The sequence below is a fragment of the Serratia sp. JSRIV006 genome, assembly GCF_019968685.1.
GTDB classification, from domain to species: Bacteria; Pseudomonadota; Gammaproteobacteria; order Enterobacterales; family Enterobacteriaceae; genus Chania; species Chania fonticola_B.
In genome coordinates this window covers 1189606-1205732 of record NZ_CP074137.1, presented here as the reverse complement: position 1 = coordinate 1205732, position 16127 = coordinate 1189606, and the positions used below count along the sequence as shown (strand labels likewise).

The window sequence follows — 16127 nt, the reverse complement described above, 5'->3', positions numbered from 1 at the left end:
CCTTTTGCCCCTCAATCTAGCTTTGGATATGCCTCGGCAATCTGGTCGCCGGTGAAATGGGCCACCCAACCTTCCGGATTATCAAATACGCGGATGGCGGTGAAGTTGGGGGCCGAGCCCATATCAAACCAGTGGCGAGTATTGGCCGGCACCGAGATCAGATCGTTTTTCTCGCACAGGATTTGGAAGATTTTGCCTTCGAGATGCAGGCAAAACAGCCCCGCCCCTTCAACAAAGAAGCGCACTTCATCCTCGCCATGAGTATGCTCGGCCAGGAATTTTTCCCGCAGCACTTCACGCTGGGCGTTGTCCGGACGCATGCTGATCACATCCCAGCTCTGGTAGCCCTTTTCCGCCACCAGCCGGTCGATCTCATGCTGATAGGCGGCAATCACCGCTTCTGGCTGTGGGCTCTCGCCCAACTCACGATCGGCCTGCCAACGCTCAAAACGTACGCCAATCTGCGCCAACTGCTGCTGAATAGCCTGTGCATCCTGACTCTGCCATAACGGCTGCTGCGGCTCTTTATCGCTAAAAATGGTCAATCCACTCATTAGACAAACTCCCCTAACTCGATGTGATCAAAACGGTTAACCTGCCGGTGCTGGCTTTGTGGATCGGCAGCGTCACGGATCAGTTGGCAGGTATGCCAACCTGCCAGCCGCGCCGCGTCCAATTCCTGATGGATATCGGACAGGAACAACAGTTCAGTTGGCTCCAGGCCAATAGCCTTAGCGATATTCTGATACGACTGGTTTTCACGCTTGGCCCCCACGTGCGTATCAAAGTAACCGCTGAACAGCGGTTGCAGATCGCCCGCATCGCTGTAACCAAACAGCAGCTTTTGCGCTTCAACCGAGCCGGAGGAATAGACGAACAGTTTCAATCCTTGCTGCTGCCAAGCGGCCAGCTGTTCGGCCACCTCCGGGTAGAGATGCCCCTGAAAATCGCCGTTCAGGTAACCGCTGCGCCAGATAATGCCCTGCAAGGCCTTCAGCGCGGTCGATTTGCGATCTTCGTCCATAAAGCGATAAAGGGTGGTAATAAGCCGCTCATTATCGGCGTCCGGCTGCGCAATCTCTGCACGCAATGCCACCAGCGGAGCCGCAACTTCGGCGTCGTTGGCATGGCTGCGGATAAACTCCCCCAGCCGCTCACGGGCATAGGGGAACAGCACCTGATGCACAAAGCGGATATCGCTGGTGGTGCCTTCAATATCGGTGACGATGGCGCGGATCATTTAGCCTCCAGTAAACGGCGTTGCAGTTCGCACTGGAACAGGAATTCCAGCCCTTCAAGGTGGCGGCGCGCTTCCTCCACCTGTTTGCCCCAGCAATACAAGCCGTGGCTGCGCACCAGAAAACCGTACTGCAAGGGCGTTACCTCGGCATATGCGGCAACACGCGCAGCCAGCGCCGGAATATCCTGGTCGTTATCAAAAATGGGGATGCTGACGCTGTCGAGATGGCTCTTCTGCCCGCTAAGGGATTTCTGCATTTCATACCCTTGCAGCACCAGCGCTTCACTTTTCTCCACGCGGGAAAGCACGGTGGCATTGACCGAATGGGTATGAAGGATGGCACCGACGGTGGGATAAAGGCGGTAGATCAACGTGTGCAGGCCGGTTTCCGCCGAAGGCGTACGGCCGCTGGGGACATGGTTGTTTGCCGTTTCCACCAGCAATAAATCCTGTTCGCTCAGGCTGCCCTTGTCTTTGCCGGACTCGGTTACCAGGCAATGTTGGGTATCAAGGCGCAGCGACATATTGCCGCCGGTTGCCGGGCACCAGCCTTTCTCACCGATCCAGTGGCAGGCGGCCAATAGGGCAGATAATTGCGGGTTTTCTGTCATTCCGTCTTGTTTCCTGATGGCTACGGACGTCTAAACGTCTTGATTGCTAAACATTAACATCGTGCTATATTATTCGCAACATAAGCGCCAGGAGAAAGAGCCTGAATGAGTACCGCACCTGTCCCAGCCAGCAAGTTACCCGACCTCGGCACCACCATCTTTACCCAGATGAGCGCTCTGGCGCAGCAGCATCAGGCGATTAACCTGTCGCAGGGCTTCCCGGATTTTGATGGCCCGGAGTATTTAAAACAGCGCCTGAGCTGGCACGTCAGCCAGGGGGCAAACCAATACGCACCGATGACGGGCGCAGCGCCGCTGCGTGAGGCCATTGCGGAAAAAACCGCTCAGCTCTACGGCTGGCAACCCGATGCCAATAGTGAAGTGACCGTCACTGCGGGTGCCACCGAAGCGTTGTTCGCTGCAATCAGCGCCCTGGTACGCTCCGGCGATGAAGTGATTTGCTTCGACCCAAGCTACGACAGCTATGCGCCGGCGGTACAGCTTTCCGGCGGCGTTCTGCAACGCATTGCCCTGCAACCGCCAGCCTTCAAGGTCGATTGGCAACGGTTTGCCGAACAGCTTTCACCGCGCACGCGGCTGGTGATCCTCAACACTCCGCAGAACCCCTCCGCCACGGCCTGGTCGGCAGAGGATATGCAGCAGCTATGGGCCGCCATCGCCGATCGGGAAATCTATATCCTCAGCGATGAGGTTTACGAACATATCTGTTTTGCCAAAGGGGGGCACGCCAGCGTGCTGGCCCATCCGCAACTGCGTCAGCGGGCGATCGCCGTTTCCTCGTTTGGCAAAACCTTCCATATGACCGGCTGGAAAGTGGGCTATTGCGTGGCCCCGGCAGCGTTAAGTGCCGAGGTGCGCAAGGTTCACCAGTATCTGACGTTCTCGGTCAACACCCCTGCCCAGTTAGCCTTGGCCGATATGCTGCGCAATGAGCCAGAACACTGGCAGCAGCTACCCGCGTTCTACCGAGCCAAACGCGATCGTTTTGTGCAGGCGCTAGCTAACAGCAGGCTGGAAATTCTGCCCTGTGAAGGCACTTACTTCTTGCTGGCCGATTACAGCGCCATTTCCGATCTGGATGACGTCGCCTTCTGCCATTGGCTGACCGAGCACGCAGGCGTGGCGGCGATCCCGCTGTCCGTTTTCTGTGCAGTTCCTTTCCCCCATAAACTGATCCGGCTGTGCTTCGCCAAGCAAGATGCCACGCTGGATGCCGCTGCGGAGCGCCTATGTCGACTCTAAAAATTACCCTGTTGCAGCAACCGCTGGTCTGGCGCCAAGGTGAGGCCAATCTGCGCCATTTCGATGCCTTGTTGCCCTCAATGACCGGCCGCGATCTGATTGTACTGCCGGAAATGTTTACTACCGGCTTTGCTATGGATGCCGGGGAAAGCGCATTGCCTGAACAACAGGTGATCGACTGGTTACACACTTGGGCGGTGAAAACCAACGCCTTGGTGGGTGGCAGCGTAGCGTTGAAAACGGCCGAAGGGGCGGTTAACCGTTTCCTGCTGGTGGAGCCCGGCGGCAAGGTGCATGGCTATGATAAACGCCATCTGTTCCGCATGGCCGGTGAACACCAACACTATCAGGCTGGGAAACAGCGCACCATTTTCGAATGGCGCGGCTGGCGTATCCTGCCGCAGATCTGCTATGACCTGCGCTTCCCGGTGTGGTCACGCTATCAGCAGGATTACGATCTGGCCCTGTACGTGGCCAACTGGCCTGCGGCGCGCAGTATGCACTGGCAAACGCTGCTGGCAGCACGGGCGATTGAAAACCAGATTTACGTGGCGGGGTGCAACCGCGTGGGCGAGGACGGTAACGGCCTGAATTATAGCGGTGACAGCCTGATTATCAGCCCGCAAGGGGAACGGTTGGCCAGCGCAGAACCAGGCCAGGCGGCGAGGCTGGATGCCGAGCTTTCGCTGGAAACGCTACAAACCTACCGCAACGCGTTCCCTGCCTGGCGTGATGCGGATGGCTTCCAACTGCATGACTGAGTAGGGGATATCGCGGGCCAATTCGCCACGATTTGGCAATAAGCCTGAACTGCCTGCGCTACGTCGCAGGGGGTTACAGCCTCATCAGGATGATGGCTGATCCCCCCAGCACAACGGACAAACAGCATCCCCACCGGCCAACGGGCGGCGACAGCAATGGCATCATGCCCCGCACCGCTAGGCAACATCGGGCTGCTCCCTTGTACCTGCACTACCGCGTCATACCAACGCTGCTGCAACTGAGGGTCACAAGCGGTAGCCGGTATACGGTAGAACTCCTCGCTGTCGAAGCCGACTCCGCGACGCGCGCCAATGTTCTGCGCATGTGCCAGTAATTCGGCCAGCAACGCGTCTAGCGACACATCCTGCGGGCCACGCACGTCGAGGGATAACCTGACCTGCCCAGGGATCACATTAACAGCCCCCGGTAAGCTTTCGATCTGACCGACCGTGGCAACCACATGCGGATCGTATTCCATGGTGTGCCGCTCAACCGTGACCATCCATTCAGCGGCGGCAGCCAGCGCATCCTGGCGCTGCCCCATCGGCACGGTCCCTGCATGACCAGAATGTCCGGTAAAAGTACAGTTGAGGCGGCGCGCACCGTTAATCGCCGTGACCACTCCCAGAGCCTGACCGGCGGCCTCAAGACAAGGCCCTTGCTCAATATGCAGTTCGAGATAGGCGCAGATCGAGTCTTGTGCACGCTCGGCAGAACCCACAGCCGCAGGATCAAGGCCCACCTCACGCATAGCCTCGGCCACGCTGATGCCCTCAGCATCGGTACATGCCAGCCAATCCTCTGCCCACTGACCGGTGATCCCTTTACTGCCGAGCAAGGTAATGCCAAAACGGGTGCCCTCCTCGTCGGCAAAACCGATCACCTCGATCGCCTGTGGCAAACGCCGATTACGGCTATGCAACAAGGCGACAACTTCGAGCGCGGTCAAAACCCCCAGCATGCCATCGTAGCGCCCCGCGTTGCGCACCGTATCCAGATGAGAGCCCAGCAGCAGCGCCGGTGCGGCCGGTTGCAGCCCTTCGTAACGTCCGCAGATATTGCCCACGCCGTCTTGCCAGACCTCCATCCCCAGCTCACGCATCCATTTCCCAACCAGCTGGTTGGCGCGTAAATGTTCTGGGGAGAGATAAACCCGCGTCAGTTGGCCTGGCGTGCTGCTGATGGCCGCCAATTCGTCGCAGCGAGCCATCACTCTGGCCGCGGCTCGTTCCGCTTCCAGAGGGGTCAGCAGCATTGCCATCAGTTGTGCTCGGCCTCGTAAATGTTCCATGCTGCCTGCATAGCTTCACCCTGCGGGCTAACAAAACCGAGACGGTGCAGTACCGCTTCCAGCGCGGCCAACGTTTGCAGCACGCAGTCTTTCCGCGCGTTATACCCCATGGTGCCAATCCGCCAGATCTTGCCCTGCAACGGGCCAAACGAGGTGCCGATTTCAATGGCGAAATCATTGAGCATCATCTGGCGTACCTGCTCGCCATGGATGCCCTGCGGGATCACTACGCCCAGCACGTTGTTCATCTTGTTGGCGATATCGCCAAAGACCTCCAGCCCCATTCCCTGGATCCCGGCCAACATCGCCGCGCCATTCAATTTATGGCGGGCAATAGCGTTATCCAGCCCTTCCTCCAGGATCACCCGTGCACATTCACGTGCAGCAAACAGCATGCTGGTGGCTTCCGTATGGTGATTCAGGCGCTCCGGCCCCCAATAATCCATGATCATGCCGAGATCGAAATAGTTGGAGTAGATCATCTCGTCGTCCCCGTCTGCATGATCGACGGTACGGATCCCTTCTTCAACGCACTTACGGCGGCGCACGATCTCTTCAAACTGCGGGCTAAGGGTGATTGGAGAACTGCCGGAAGGGCCACCGAGGCATTTTTGCAGCCCTGCTGACACCGCATCCAAACCCCAGGCATCGGTTTCCAACTCGTTACCGGCGAACGAGGCGGTAGCATCGGTATAGAACAGGACGCCGTGGCGGCGGCAGATATCCCCCAATTCTGCCAGCGGTTGCAGCATGGTGGTGGAGGTATCTCCTTGCACCGTCAGTAATAGGCGTGGCCGTACTTTTTTGATCGCATCCTCGATCCGATCGGCACTGAATACTTCACCCCAAGGCGCTTCGATGGTGTGCACTTCGGCACGGCAGCGGCGGGCGATTTCACACAACAGATGGCCAAAACGGCCAAATACCGGCACCAGCACTTTATCGCCAGGCCGAATGGCAGAGACCAGCATCGCCTCGATACCGGCACGCGAAGTCCCGTCTATCAGCATCGTCCAGCGGTTCTGCGTGCGGAACAGGGCGCGATACAGCTCCATCACCTGATTCATATAGCCGGTCATGGCCGGATCGTATTGGCCAATCAACTGGCTGGACATGGCACGCAGCACGCGCGGATCGGCATTGATCGGCCCTGGGCCCATCAGTAGGCGGTGCGGTGGATTGATTTGATCGAATTGGTTGATAGCTAGCATGTTCATTCCTTGTCAACTTAATAACTTAGCCTGGAGATTGCTACGTCTGCGACCGGCCGGTTTTTTGTTATTGCTAGATTATCGTCAAGCGAGAAAGGATGAAACAAAAGATTCTTAAATTATTTATCTGCAACTAAAGAATCAATAGACGCAGCATGCAGCACCCGTTTAGCCGCGTGAAAACCAACGCTTCAGCGCTGCTCCAACTCCTCCAGATCGCTGAACAGATTGGCGACCTGATGAATACGCTGCCGCCCTTGCGACAACCTGTCATGCAGCAACGCATTGCTCAGCAGGCTCGCCAGGCTCATGGCGCTGGAGTAACTGTCAAACGCCGAGACGCTATCGAGCGGCGTCATCAAATGCCAGCTAGCCAACGGGATCAGCGCCTGGGCCTGTGGTTCGCAGATCAATAACGTTGGCACCTGCTTGATCTGCAACTGTTGCAATATCTCTCGCGCCAGGCGTGGACGGCGGCGAAACGCGACTACCACCACCATATCCTGTGGCCCCAGATCCACCAGATCTTCGGCCAAGGTCTGGCCCGGCTGCGGTATTAACAAAACCTGCTCACGTACCTGCATCAGTTGCTGGCGCAAATGCATCGCGACGGGATAACTGTTGCGCATCCCCAACAGCAGCAGCCGCCGGGATTGCCCCATGGCCGCGATCACCGCGCCAAACTGTGCCGCATCAATCTGCTGCACCCAGTGCGTCAGATTGGCCATTTCCTGCTGGTAATGGCGAGCCAGCAAGGTATTGCCCTGCACCGCGTCACGGTTCTCGGTCAATGGCATACCGCTTTGGCGCAGGGTGCGCAGCTCGTCACGCATTGCGCGATAGCTGGCATAGCCCAGGCGTTTGAACAAACGGCTGACCGTGGCCTTGGACACCCCGCTCAGGCGCGCCAACTCGGTGCTGTTATAGCTAATCAGGTCGTCAAAGTGATCGAAGATAAAGTCGGCCACCCGCTGCTCTTGAGGGGCCAATTGCGGATATTCGCTGCGCAGGCGCTCATCAATCTGTTTCATTGCCATGTTCCGCTGTAACTTTTGTTTCAGCGGAACATAGCACAGCAGCCAAAGCGGCTGCCAGCGTTGAAATTTGGATAGTCATGCATGCTCAAAAACTAGACAATGGAGTATAAAAGAATTTATAGTAGCCAAAGGTATTACCTTTCACGACTGAGGACGACTTATGGCTACCGCGACGTCAATTAAAATCGATGAAGAACTTAAGCTACGTGTGCAGCAAATTGCCCTAGCACGCCAGCGTACAGCTCATTGGATTATGCGTGAAGCGATCCGGGAATATGTCGAGCGTGAAGAAAAACGCGAAGCGCTACGCAATGATGCATTGCGAGCATGGGAAACCTATCAAGCTGATGGTAAACATCTAACCCAGGAAGAAGCCGATAACTGGCTGGCTAATCTGGAAAAAGGCGATGATACGGAGATCCCGGAGTGTCACAATTAAAATGGTCACCAGCGGCATTAGCTGATGTGCAACGGCTATACCTTTTTTTGGCAGAAAAGGATAGCGACACGGCAAAGCGCGCTATCAGCAAGATCCGCCGTAGCGTAAAAATTCTGGCTCTACAACCACAGGTAGGTCGTCCGGTGGAGGAGATGCCTCACCAATACCGCGAATGGCCTATTGAATTTGGCAGCAGCGGCTACGTGGTACTGTATCACTTTGATGGCACAGTCGCCGTGCTCTTGGCGGTGCGCCATCAGCTTGAAGCGGGTTACTAGCACCAGTACGCCATAAAGTTCACCGTGGAACGGTCCAGATCGCGTTCGCCAATCAGGTAACGTCGCAACGTTTTCACCACCGAAGACTCAGCAGCCACCCAGGCGTAAAAGGTCTTAGCCCCTTCGGCACGCTCCCACAGCAAATCCCCGCCGAGGCTGTTTTCAGCCAGAGACTGCGCTTCAGCCCGTGCCGAGGCAGGGATGTTAACTCGCTGACGCACCGCCTCCACCAGCAGCGTGCCATGCAGTTGCTGATGCCCAACGTCCCGTGGCAGCCAGTAAACCTCGGCAAACGGAAAGTGCGCCATATCGAGGCAGTCCCCCGCTACCGGCACTTCGAAGAAAGCCTGCACACGCGGCGGGTTAACCTGCTGCGCCAACTGCTCGAGGATACCCATCGCCGCCGGCAGTGCCGTTTCATCGGCGATCAGCAGCGCCTGCCGGGTTTGCGCCGGAGGGGCCCACTCATAGCCGCCGCTGTCCTCAGCAAAATCGGCATTCGGCGCTACAGCCTGCAGTTTATCTCCCGCAACGGCATGCGTTGCCCAGGCAGAGGCCGGGCCATTAATGCCATGGAGCACGAACTCCACGTCCATTTCATTCTCAGCAGCACGCAATGCCCGCAACGTGTAGGTACGCATCACGGGCCGTTGCTCCTTCGGTATCGCCATGTAGTTACGGTACCAATCGTCGCTATTCGCCAACGGCTGGATCGGCCCTTCCGCTACCGGGAACAACAGCTTGATCCGCTGATCCGGGGCTTCCAACTTCATGCGCTGGACCTCTGGGCCGGTAAACACGCAGCGCAGCAGCGAGGGAGAAACGTTTTCCTTGTGCTTCAAGGTAAGATCAAAGATGCGATAGCTTGCGGACATATCACTCACTCTCCCGTGCAATGTCTGCCATTCGATGCTGGCACCATAGCCAGCTGCTAATGCCGCCCAACAGGACGGCGGCTACCAGTGCCGCCGCCACCAACTGCGACTCACCGTAAAATTTACTCACCACCGGCACCATCAGCGCGCTCGCGCCGTAGCCCAGCGTATGGCTGGTGGCGATCGCTCCCGCCCCTTTGCCGGTAGATAACTTATCGTTCAGCATCAGTTGATAGCCCGGCGTCGCCATCGCGGCCCCAAACGAAGCCAGCGCACAGCCAAGATAAAACAGCGCCAGCGGAGCGGTACACATCAGCCCCAAGCCAGCGATCATCAACCAAGCGGCAACCATCAGTAGCTGCGGCGGAGTAAGGCGCTGCGGTCGCACCACCAAAAACTGCGCCAACAACGTGCAACCTGCCGCCACGCTGAGCAATACCGCCACATGGTGGCTGACGGTCGTCGCCGAATGACTGAACAGCTGCTGCAAATGCGGAGCCAAGCCCAACTGCATCAGGCTGACACAGCCCGCCAGCAGCAACGCACACAATAAATAGGGCATCATCGTCAGCCGCAGGCGGTTTTGCTGATGTGCCACAGCAGGCAGCGGAGGATCGTTATGCTGGCGGCAGATCACCAACAGCGCGATCAACGGCGCAATCGCCATCAACCACAGCGGAGCCATCGGGTGCAAAGACAGCGCCAGGGCCGCACACAGCGGGCCAAGCAACCGGCCACAGCTCAGGCCGGAACTGATAGTGGCCAACGCCGCCATACGTTGTTCATACCCAGCGCGTTGCAGCGCCCAAGTCTGGCTGGCGGGCACCATGCCCGATACCGTCAGGCCGTAGATAATGCGCGCCACAATCAAGCCACCCAGCCCCGCCATTTCAGGCAGCCAGCCAGCAGCCAGCCCCCACACGGCCAAGGCCAATAACGCAAAGCTGAGCAGGTAACCGGCCAGGGCCATAAGCACCACGTATTTACAGCCGCGAATTTCTGCCTGTCGCCCCCACCAGGGAGAGCCGACCAGAAATAACATCGATCCCAGCGTCAGCAAGCCAGCCCACACCGACAGCGAGAGCTGGGTCAGGCTGACCAACACGGGTAAGGCGACCAGCAAGCCATTTTGCCCAATGCCCAATAGCCCGGCACAAAACGCCAGCGGCCAGTTTGAAGGAGAATCATTACCAATTGCAACGATTTTTGAACCCGAAAATAAGCGCATTAAGTAAAATAACCGTTAAAAAAATGATGTTTTTATGTGTGATTAATCAAAAAATTGTATCATGCGGTGATTGATAATAATAAGAACTATTGATATAAGAATCATTCTCAATCGCTCCAGAGTGACAAGGGTCATGACCATCCAGTTAGCAAGCGCAGCAACCGATGTGGCAGCGCAATGTTTCCTCAACGCACTAATGCGTGAAACCCGGGACTGGCACATCGTTCCGGCAACCGATAGCCAACAACCTCAGCTACATCTCCCACTTTCGGATAGCCAGTTCATTCGCATTCCATTACGGCACATCTCGCCAACCCAACATCATCAATATCAGTTCCCCGCCAGCCTGAATGGCAACGGTGAAGCGCTGAGTTTTGAGCGGTTGGTTACGTTGTTGCTGGCCAAACCGGCGATAAAAGGCCATCTGGGTGAGGAGGTTTTGGCACGCTTTCGCCAGCGAGTGCTGGAAAGTCATGACAATACCCAACAGGCGATCGCCATCCGGCTGGACTGGCCAAAGCTACGTGACCAGCCGCTGAACTTTGCCCAGGCAGAACAGGGGTTATTAGCTGGCCATGCCTTCCACCCGGCTCCGAAATCCCATGAGCCCTTCGATCAGCAGCAGGCACAGCGCTATCTGCCAGATTTCGCAGGCAGCTTCCCCCTACGCTGGTTTGCGGTAGATAAACACCACCTGTGTGGTGACAGCCTGGATCTAACGTTACAGCAGCGCCTGCAGCGCTTTGCCGCAGAAAGCGCGCCGCAGTTGTTAGGCCATTTTACCGATGACGTCTGGCTGCTGCCGATGCATCCGTGGCAGGCCGATTATCTGCTGGCACAAAGCTGGTGCCGCGAGTTGGTCGAACAGCACAAGCTGAGCGATCTGGGTGAGGCCGGTGAGCGTTGGCTGCCAACCAGCTCTTCACGTTCGCTGTATCACGCGGGCAGCCGCGACATGATCAAGTTTTCCCTTAGCGTACGGCTAACCAACTCGGTGCGTACCCTGTCGGTCAAAGAAGTGAAGCGTGGCATGCGTCTGGCACGCCTGGCACAGACCTCCCGCTGGCAGGAGTTGCAAGCTCGTTATCCAACGATGCGTGTGATGCAGGAAGATGGCTGGGCCGGGTTACGTTCCGCAGACGGCACGATCCAGGAAGAGAGCCTGATGGCGCTGCGCGATAACCTGCTGTTCGGCCAGGCACAGAATCAAACCAACGTGTTGGTTACCCTGACACAGGCAGCGCCAGACGGTGGCGATAGCCTGTTAGCCGCGGCAGTGCGCCGCCTGGCTGCCCGCCTGAACTTACCGTTGCAGCAGGCCGCCCATTGCTGGCTGGAAGCTTACTGCCAGCAGGTGCTGCTACCGCTGTTCAGCGCCGAAGCCGACTACGGCCTGGTGTTGCTGGCCCATCAGCAAAACATTCTGGTGGAAATGCAGCAAGACTTGCCGGTGGGCATGCTGTACCGCGATTGCCAGGGCAGCGGCTTTACCCGCGATGCCACGCCTTGGTTGGATGAAATCGGCGAAGCCGAAGCGGAGAACCGCTTTAGCGAGCAGCAGCTGTTGCGCTACTTCCCTTACTACCTGCTGGTGAATTCTACGTTGGCCGTGACCGCCGCAATGGCGGCAGCAGGGTTCGACAGTGAAGAGAGCCTGATGAGACGAGTACGGGATGCGTTAACCACGCTGCGTAACACGGCGAAAAATACCCGCTGCCTGGACTATGTGCTCGACAGCCAACATTGGAACTGCAAGGGCAACTTCTTCTGCTATCTGCACGATCACAATGAGAACACCATTGTCGATCCGGCGGTGATCTACTTTGATTTCACCAATCCGCTGCGCGTGGAGGCCGCCCAATGATGCCCGTTGCCAAGATTGTTCACGCCACCAGCGGATTCCGCTGCGAACTGCTGGGGAAAAACCTGTCCCTTAGCCTGGGATTGGACGGCAGCGCTGCGTTGCATTATCCAGGCTCACTACCGGCAGGCTGGTTGATCCAGGCATTGGATCAGTTGCTGATCGCGGCTCCACAGCTGAGCGGCATTGCCCTGCCCTATGCCGAATGGCGCGAGGAACCACAGGCTCTGGCACTGTTCGCCCAGGCCTGCGGTGATTACCTGGCCCGTGAAACCTTCTATCAGTTGCCGCTGTGGCTGATCGCTGAACGCCAAACCGCTGGCGGCCAGATGCAATACGACGCCGAGCGCGAGCTGTGGTTCCCGCAGCGCCCTGCCAGACCCAGCGGTGAGGTTTATCGCCGCTACGATCCACAAATCAAGCGCAGCTTGAGTTTCCGTTTGCCCGAAGTGGAACGCGACGCCGAGCAGTTCACCCGTTGGATGAACTCCCCCCGTGTTGACGCCTTCTGGGAAATGAGCGGTCCGCTCGAGGTTCAGGCCGCCTATTTACAGCGCCAGCTAGATTCCAGCTATTGCTACCCGCTGCTGGGCTGCTTTGACGACCAGCCGTTTGGCTATTTCGAAGTTTACTGGGCACCCGAAGATCGCATTGGCCGCCACTATCGCTGGCAGCCGTTCGATCGCGGCCTGCACATGCTGGTCGGTGAAGAGGACTGGCGTGGCGCGCAGTACATCCGCAGCTGGCTACGTGGCCTGACCCACTATTTATACCTGGATGAACCCCGCACCACTCGCGTCGTGGCCGAGCCACGCGCAGACAATCAGCGGCTGTTCCGCCATCTGCCCACTGCTGGCTACCACACGCTGAAAGAGTTTGATTTCCCCCATAAGCGTTCACGGCTGATCGTGAACCAGCGTGATGACTTCTTCCGTGAGGGACAGGTATGAGCCGCCACGATTACGCCGATTGGCAACGCGTTAACCTGCAGATGACCGCAAAAATCCTGGCGGAACTGGAGTACGAGCGCACCTTGCAGGCCGAGGAACACGGCGGCCAATGGCAAATAGCCCTCGGTGACGCGACTTACAGCTTTAACGCCAAACGCGGGATCTGGGGTTGGTTGCACATCGACGCCAACAGCCTGAGCTGCGATCGCCTGCCGCTGGCCGCCGATCAAACGCTGCGGCAGCTGGCGCAGGTGCTGAAGATGGACGACGCACAGATCGCCGAACATTTGGAAGATTTGTATGCCACGCTACGCGGTGACATGCAGTTACTCACCGCTCGCCACGGGATGAGCGCCAACGATCTGATTGCGCTGGATGCCGACGCGCTGCAATGCCTGCTGGCAGGCCACCCGAAGTTCGTCTTCAACAAGGGGCGCCGTGGCTGGGGGCTGACGGCGCTGCAACAATATGCGCCAGAATATCAGGGCCAGTTCCAGCTGCACTGGGTGGCCGCCAAACGCAGCAGCTTTGTCTGGTGCATTGACGAGGACTTCCCGCTAGAAAACTTGCTCAACAGCGCGATGGACAGCGTGGAACGCCAGCGCTTTGACCGCCGTTGGCACGACCTGAAGTTGAACAACGACTGGCTGCCGGTGCCGCTGCACCCATGGCAATGGCAGCAAAAAATTGCGCTGCATTTCCTGCCACAACTGGCCAGCGGTGAACTGGTTGAGCTGGGCGAGTTTGGCGATCGCTATCTGGCTCAGCAGTCCCTGCGCACTTTGACCAATACCAGCCGCCGGGTGCCCTTCGATATCAAGCTGCCGCTGACCATTTACAACACCTCCTGCTATCGCGGCATTCCGGGCAAGTACATCAGCGCCGGGCCTGCGGCTTCACGCTGGTTACAGCAGATTTTCGCCAGTGACAGCACCTTGCAGGCCAGCGGCGCCCAGATCCTGGGTGAACCGGCGGCCGGCTATCTGGCCCACCCAACCTACGGAGCGCTGCCCAAGGCCCCGTACCGTTATCAGGAAATGCTCGGGGTGATCTGGCGTGAAAATCCGTCCTGTTATCTGCAACCGGGCGAACAGGCGATCCTGATGGCAACGCTGATGGAAACCGACAATCAGGGTGAACCACTGATCGCCGCCTACATCGCCCGTTCTGGCCTGAGCGCAGAGGCGTGGCTAGCGCAGATGTTCCAGGCGGTAGTGCTGCCGATGTACCACCTGATGTGCTGCTACGGGGTGGCGCTGATCGCCCACGGCCAGAACATCACATTAGTGATGAAAGACCATGTGCCGCAACGCGTGCTGCTAAAAGATTTCCAGGGCGATATGCGCCTGGTAGATCAGGACTTCCCACAGGCCTCTTCACTGCCGCAGGTGGTAAAAGACGTCACGGTGCGCCTGCCTGCCGACTATCTGATCCATGACCTGCAAACCGGGCACTTCGTCACCGTGCTGCGTTTTATTTCGCCGCTGATGAGCGGCTGCGGCATAAGCGAACCGCGTTTCTATCAAGTGCTGGCACAGGTGCTGGAGCGCTATATGGCGCAGCATCCGCAGCTGGCCGACCGCTTTGCCCTGTTCGACCTTTTCAAACCACAGATTATTCGCGTGGTACTCAACCCGGTGAAACTCACCTATTCAGAGCAGGATGGCGGCAGCCGCATGTTGCCGAACTATCTGCAAGATCTGGATAACCCTCTTTATTTGGTCTCCAAGGAGTTTGCCCAATGAATCAGCCTCTGGATTTCATCGGCATCGGCGTCGGCCCATTCAATCTGAGCATTGCCGCACTTGGCAGTGAGGTTACCGGCTTTAACAGCAAGTTTTTCGAACGCAAACCGCACTTCTCCTGGCACCCGGGCATGATGGTGCCGGACTGCCATATGCAGACCAGTTTCCTCAAGGATCTGGTCAGCGCGGTTTCGCCGACCAACCCGTACAGCTTTCTCAACTACCTGGTGAAAAGGAAGAAGTTCTACCGTTTCCTGACCACCGAGCAGCGCACGGTCTCCCGCGAAGAGTTCGCCGACTATCTCGATTGGGCGGCTAACGGGCTGGAGACGCTCGAGTTCAGCCAAGATATCCGCAGCGTGGATTTTGACGACCAGCAACGCCAATTTGTTGTCACCACCCAGCGTGATGTCTACCGGGCTCGCCATCTCTGCTTGGGGATAGGCAAACGCCCCAAGCTGCCGGACTGCGTCAGCGAGCAGAACGATCGCTGCTTCCATGCCAGCGAAATGAGCCTGCGTAACCCGGATCTTACCGGCAAACGCGTCACCGTTATCGGCGGCGGCCAAAGCGGTGCCGATCTGTTTTTGAATATTTTCCGCGCCGAGTGGGGCCAGCCCAAGCAGTTGAACTGGATCTCGCGCCGCAACAATTACAACGCGCTGGATGAGGCCGCCTTCGCCAATGAATACTTCACGCCAGAATATGTAGAAAGCTTCTACACCCTGAGCGACAGCGCCAAACAGCGCATGCTGACCGAGCAGAAAATGACGTCGGACGGCATCACCAGCGGATCGCTGCTGGCGATTTACCGGGCGATGTATCACCGCTTTGAAGTGTTACGTGAAAAGCCTTGGGCCCACCTGCTGCCTAGCCGTTCATTGGCCGCGATGCACGCATCCGGCAATGGCTATCAGTTGGTCACCCATCACCATCTCGATCAGGGCAAGGAAACCTTCGACTGCGACGTGGTGATCTTCGCCACCGGTTATCAGCAAGACCGCCCGGCGTTTCTCGCACCGCTAGCCAATCGCCTGTTGACCACGGCGAACGATGAGTATCGCATCACGCCGGATTTCACCCTGGAATGGCAGGGTCCGAGCGAAAACTGTCTGTTTGCCGTCAACGCCGGCATGCACAGTCATGGCATTGCCGAACCCCAGCTCAGCCTGATGGCCTGGCGTTCGGCCCGTATTCTCAACCGGGCATTAGGACGCGACCAGTTCGACTTAACGTCCACCCCGGCTGTGATCCAATGGCGTAGCCAGCAGGCAGCGGTCACCGCCCAAACTGCACACGACGCCATCTTTAACTTTAACTAACCATGGAAACGTTT

The 16127-nt window shown here is 57.7% G+C and carries 16 protein-coding genes; 8 read left to right on the top strand and 8 right to left on the bottom strand.

Annotated features, from left to right (window positions below):
- Positions 1-11 precede the first annotated feature (11 nt).
- The 3 genes from KGP16_RS05420 to KGP16_RS05410 are packed head-to-tail and all read right to left on the bottom strand — an operon-like array spanning position 12 to position 1851.
- Positions 12-554, bottom strand: coding sequence for an acireductone dioxygenase (locus tag KGP16_RS05420; RefSeq protein ID WP_021805602.1), 543 nt, complete (start codon positions 552-554; stop codon positions 12-14).
- On the bottom strand, positions 554-1240 hold the full coding sequence (mtnC, locus tag KGP16_RS05415) for an acireductone synthase (RefSeq protein ID WP_223500928.1): 687 nt from the start codon (positions 1238-1240) through the stop codon (positions 554-556). Before mtnC ends, KGP16_RS05420 begins: the two co-directional genes overlap by 1 nt.
- Positions 1237-1851 carry a methylthioribulose 1-phosphate dehydratase gene (locus KGP16_RS05410; RefSeq protein ID WP_223500927.1) on the bottom strand — a complete coding sequence of 205 codons (615 nt, stop codon included), beginning with the start codon at positions 1849-1851 and terminating at the stop codon, positions 1237-1239. The genes mtnC and KGP16_RS05410 overlap by 4 nt, the downstream gene beginning before the upstream one ends.
- A 105-nt stretch (positions 1852-1956) precedes the next feature.
- Between KGP16_RS05410 and KGP16_RS05405 the strand changes: the two genes are divergently transcribed.
- Both KGP16_RS05405 and KGP16_RS05400 read left to right on the top strand, forming a co-directional pair.
- Complete coding sequence (locus KGP16_RS05405; RefSeq protein ID WP_223500926.1) at positions 1957-3114, top strand: pyridoxal phosphate-dependent aminotransferase; 1158 nt, start codon at positions 1957-1959, stop codon at positions 3112-3114.
- Positions 3102-3875, top strand: coding sequence for an amidohydrolase (locus KGP16_RS05400; RefSeq protein ID WP_021805606.1), 774 nt, complete (start codon positions 3102-3104; stop codon positions 3873-3875). Before KGP16_RS05405 ends, KGP16_RS05400 begins: the two co-directional genes overlap by 13 nt.
- Here the strand turns inward: KGP16_RS05400 and hpxK are convergent.
- The 3 genes from hpxK to KGP16_RS05385 form a co-directional block, all read right to left on the bottom strand.
- Positions 3818-5137 carry an allantoate amidohydrolase gene (gene hpxK, locus KGP16_RS05395; protein ID WP_094983022.1) on the bottom strand — a complete coding sequence of 440 codons (1320 nt, stop codon included), beginning with the start codon at positions 5135-5137 and terminating at the stop codon, positions 3818-3820. The genes KGP16_RS05400 and hpxK overlap by 58 nt on opposite strands.
- Entirely contained in the window at positions 5137-6378 is a 1242-nt protein-coding gene (locus tag KGP16_RS05390) for an alanine--glyoxylate aminotransferase family protein (protein ID WP_094983021.1), read from the bottom strand. The genes hpxK and KGP16_RS05390 overlap by 1 nt, the downstream gene beginning before the upstream one ends.
- A gap of 191 nt (positions 6379-6569) precedes the next feature.
- Positions 6570-7409, bottom strand: a complete 840-nt coding sequence (locus tag KGP16_RS05385; protein WP_021181942.1) for a MurR/RpiR family transcriptional regulator — start codon at positions 7407-7409, stop codon at positions 6570-6572.
- A 166-nt stretch (positions 7410-7575) separates the two neighbouring features.
- Here KGP16_RS05385 and KGP16_RS05380 point away from each other — a divergent pair, with 166 nt between their 5' ends.
- Entirely contained in the window at positions 7576-7854 is a 279-nt protein-coding gene (locus KGP16_RS05380; RefSeq protein WP_021181943.1) for a CopG family ribbon-helix-helix protein, read from the top strand.
- On the top strand, positions 7842-8132 hold the full coding sequence (locus KGP16_RS05375; RefSeq protein WP_021805609.1) for a type II toxin-antitoxin system RelE/ParE family toxin: 291 nt from the start codon (positions 7842-7844) through the stop codon (positions 8130-8132). The genes KGP16_RS05380 and KGP16_RS05375 overlap by 13 nt, the downstream gene beginning before the upstream one ends.
- Here the strand turns inward: KGP16_RS05375 and KGP16_RS05370 are convergent.
- Together KGP16_RS05370 and KGP16_RS05365 are read right to left on the bottom strand one after the other, a co-directional pair.
- The gene (locus KGP16_RS05370; protein ID WP_179249125.1) at positions 8129-9007 is read right to left on the bottom strand and encodes a siderophore-interacting protein; all 879 of its coding nucleotides are present in this window, start codon (positions 9005-9007) and stop codon (positions 8129-8131) included. The genes KGP16_RS05375 and KGP16_RS05370 overlap by 4 nt on opposite strands.
- Position 9008: 1 nt before the next feature.
- Positions 9009-10235: an MFS transporter gene (locus KGP16_RS05365; RefSeq protein WP_223500925.1), complete on the bottom strand. Its 1227-nt coding sequence runs from the start codon at positions 10233-10235 to the stop codon at positions 9009-9011.
- A 133-nt stretch (positions 10236-10368) separates the two neighbouring features.
- On the opposite strand from KGP16_RS05365, the gene KGP16_RS05360 reads away from it, so the two are divergent.
- The 4 genes from KGP16_RS05360 to KGP16_RS05345 are packed head-to-tail and all read left to right on the top strand — an operon-like array spanning position 10369 to position 16113.
- A complete protein-coding gene (locus KGP16_RS05360) occupies positions 10369-12099 on the top strand; it encodes an IucA/IucC family siderophore biosynthesis protein (RefSeq protein ID WP_223500923.1) in 1731 nt (576 codons plus the stop codon).
- On the top strand, positions 12096-13046 hold the full coding sequence (locus KGP16_RS05355) for a GNAT family N-acetyltransferase (RefSeq protein ID WP_094983017.1): 951 nt from the start codon (positions 12096-12098) through the stop codon (positions 13044-13046). Before KGP16_RS05360 ends, KGP16_RS05355 begins: the two co-directional genes overlap by 4 nt.
- The gene (gene iucC, locus KGP16_RS05350) at positions 13043-14791 is read left to right on the top strand and encodes an IucA/IucC family siderophore biosynthesis protein (RefSeq protein ID WP_094983016.1); all 1749 of its coding nucleotides are present in this window, start codon (positions 13043-13045) and stop codon (positions 14789-14791) included. The genes KGP16_RS05355 and iucC overlap by 4 nt, the downstream gene beginning before the upstream one ends.
- Positions 14788-16113, top strand: a complete 1326-nt coding sequence (locus KGP16_RS05345) for a lysine N(6)-hydroxylase/L-ornithine N(5)-oxygenase family protein (RefSeq protein ID WP_094983015.1) — start codon at positions 14788-14790, stop codon at positions 16111-16113. Before iucC ends, KGP16_RS05345 begins: the two co-directional genes overlap by 4 nt.
- Positions 16114-16127 lie beyond the last annotated feature (14 nt).